Source organism: Robertmurraya beringensis (assembly GCF_042433785.1).
In the GTDB taxonomy this organism is placed as follows: domain Bacteria; phylum Bacillota; class Bacilli; order Bacillales; family Cytobacillaceae; genus Robertmurraya_A; species Robertmurraya_A beringensis.
Genome location: NZ_JBHLUU010000068.1, coordinates 1 through 2401 on the forward strand (window position 1 = coordinate 1; position 2401 = coordinate 2401).

Consider the following 2401-nt stretch of genomic DNA (forward strand, 5'->3'; position numbering starts at 1 on the left):
CTAGGTTGTTGAGAGTGTCGTAACCTCAATTATCCTTAGAATTCAGGGGGTGGCAATTTTTTTGCTTATAAAGCCCTCTTAGATAGGATTTAATAACCTATTTACTATAAAAGTTTTGACAATACGTACATAATTAAGGGGGATAATAAATGAAAGAACTATTTATAGAATTTACACGTTACGATGTTCTTTTTAAATTATCTTTTGCGGCAGTTGCTGGGATTGTCATCGGGTTAGAACGAGAACTAAAAGGGAAGCCATTAGGACTGAAAACTTGTCTAATTATTTCAGTAATGGCTTGCCTGTTAACGACGGTGTCATATGAATCCGCCTTTTTATATGCTAAAGAGTACTCAAGGCCAATGGATCCTGGTAGAATACCCTCGTATATCATAAGTGGTATCGGGTTTTTAGGAGCAGGGGTAATCATGAGGAGAGGCAATGAAGCCATTTCAGGTCTTACAACCGCGTCATTGGTACTTGCATCTGCTGGGATTGGAATTACGATTGGTGCTGGTTTTTACATAGAGGCTCTTGCTGGCATATCATTCTTAATTTTCGGTATTAAAGTCATTCCATTTTTATTTGATAAGATGGGACCGAAAAAGTTAAAAGAGAAAGAAATTAAAGTAAAATTATTTTTAGAGAAATCAACTAACTTAACAGAAATGATTAAAGAAATAAAAGGTAGAAAGTTAGGGGTAAAACACTTAAAGGTCAAAGAAGAGACAGATGATATTTTGATTAGTTGCTTAGTCACAACCTATAAAGGTATTTACACAACCGATATTTACTACGAGTTGAAATCAATTAATGGTGTCAACCAAGTTGAGGTCGAAAGTGTTGAGTAGATAGTGTGGAGTACTGGGAGGAAATAAGAAGGGGAAACGAATGAATCGTACAATAGTAAATCCGTATTTTGCATTAATCGTTGGTGTGATTGCTGTATCGGCTTCAGCCATTTTCGTAAAGTTTTCTGATGCTCCTTCGGGGGTAATTGCTTTCTACCGACTACTTTTCTCTGTTTTGTTTATGCTGCCGGTCTTTTTAATAAAGTATGTAAAGGAATTGGCGTTTATTTCGAAGAGGGATTGGTTATATGCTACTTTTGCGGGAGTGTTTCTAGCCTTTCACTTTATATTATGGTTTGAATCTTTAAACTACACATCTGTGGCAAGTTCTACAGTACTTGTCACTCTTCAACCGTTGTTTGCATTTGTCGGTACTTTTTTGTTTTTTAAGGAGCGTTTTACATTAAAAGCCATACTTTGTGCGGTAGCAGCGATTGTAGGGAGTGTCATTATTAGCTGGGGAGATTTTCGAGTAAGTGGAACAGCTTTATATGGGGATATTCTTGCATTACTGGCATGTGCACTTGTTACTGCGTATTTAATGTTTGGACAATCAGTAAGAAAGAGAATTTCTCTAGTTACCTATACGTTTGTTGTATATAGTATAAGCTCGATTGTTTTATTGTTTTATGTACTTATTGTCGGAGAATCTCTATATCCATATCCGAAAAATGAATGGTGGAACTTTATTTTATTAGCTCTTATTCCTACCTTATTAGGTCACTCCTTATTCAATTGGGCAATCAAGTGGATTAGTACTTCAATCATCTCGATGGCAATCTTATTTGAACCGGTGGGGGCGACAATTCTTGCATATTATTTTTTATCGGAAAAAGTTTTATTTACTCAGATATTAGGTGGAAGCATTGTTATCGTGGGTATTTCTTTGTTTTTATTAGATGAGAGAAGTGGAAAACAGAAGAAAGCAAAAAAAGATGCATTAAAAGAGATCGTATAAGTAAGAAGGAGAACCTTTGAAGGTTCTCCTTTTTTAGAGTGTGTAGGTAAATCCAGAAAAAATAAAAGCTGAGACGAGTGTGAAGATAAATGTACCACCGTATACTTTACCTTCGCTATTTGCGATTCGAATTCCCTCCCAGTAAGCATAGTAAAATAAGAAGATGGCCATAACTAGTGAAAGGTATAAGGAGAATGATTCTAATAGCATATGTTGCTCCTTTCTATTATTTTATATCGTATATATATGCTAGTGAACCCAATCTATTACTCCTATTAAGAGATTCTACTTTTAAAAGGAAAAACTTTTTTAAAATTATATTGAAATTGGATATTATTCGTGATATATTATTCCTTGTCCTCACGAGGAAGCAACGATTTGAAAAAATAAAAGTAAAAAAGTTGTTGACTCCAAAATGGGCGATGTGATATATTAAGGAAGTCGCTTTTGAGCGGTAACCTAACGAATTGTTCTTTGAAAACTAAACAAATCATACGTCAACAAAAATGATTAGTGTTGAAAAATACACTAGCCAACGTTTTAACTTTAAGAGCTAATCTTACTCTTTATTGGAGAGTTTGATCCTGGCTCA

The 2401-nt window shown here is 34.8% G+C and carries 3 protein-coding genes; 2 read left to right on the forward strand and 1 reads right to left on the reverse strand.

Translation table 11 applies throughout. The features are described from left to right. The first annotated feature begins 149 nt into the window (after nt 1-149). Together ACFFHF_RS11980 and ACFFHF_RS11985 are read left to right on the forward strand one after the other, a co-directional pair. Nucleotides 150-851, forward strand: coding sequence for an MgtC/SapB family protein (locus ACFFHF_RS11980; RefSeq protein WP_160549927.1), 702 nt, complete (start codon nt 150-152; stop codon nt 849-851). Nucleotides 852-891: 40 nt separating this feature from the next. Then, complete coding sequence (locus tag ACFFHF_RS11985; RefSeq protein WP_160549926.1) at nt 892-1809, forward strand: DMT family transporter; 918 nt, start codon at nt 892-894, stop codon at nt 1807-1809. Nucleotides 1810-1842: 33 nt separating this feature from the next. Here ACFFHF_RS11985 and ACFFHF_RS11990 read toward each other — a convergent pair whose 3' ends face one another. Continuing rightward, nucleotides 1843-2019 carry a hypothetical protein gene (locus ACFFHF_RS11990; protein ID WP_340904993.1) on the reverse strand — a complete coding sequence of 59 codons (177 nt, stop codon included), beginning with the start codon at nt 2017-2019 and terminating at the stop codon, nt 1843-1845. Between the last annotated feature and the right edge of the window lie 382 nt (nt 2020-2401).

Bases quoted from the DNA above. Each gene is read 5' to 3' on its own strand.
- ACFFHF_RS11980 (WP_160549927.1), top strand. From the start codon at position 150: ATGAAAGAACTATTTATAGAATTTACACGTTACGATGTTCTTTTTAAA.
- ACFFHF_RS11985 (WP_160549926.1), top strand. From the start codon at position 892: ATGAATCGTACAATAGTAAATCCGTATTTTGCATTAATCGTTGGTGTG.
- ACFFHF_RS11990 (WP_340904993.1), bottom strand. From the start codon at position 2,019: ATGCTATTAGAATCATTCTCCTTATACCTTTCACTAGTTATGGCCATC.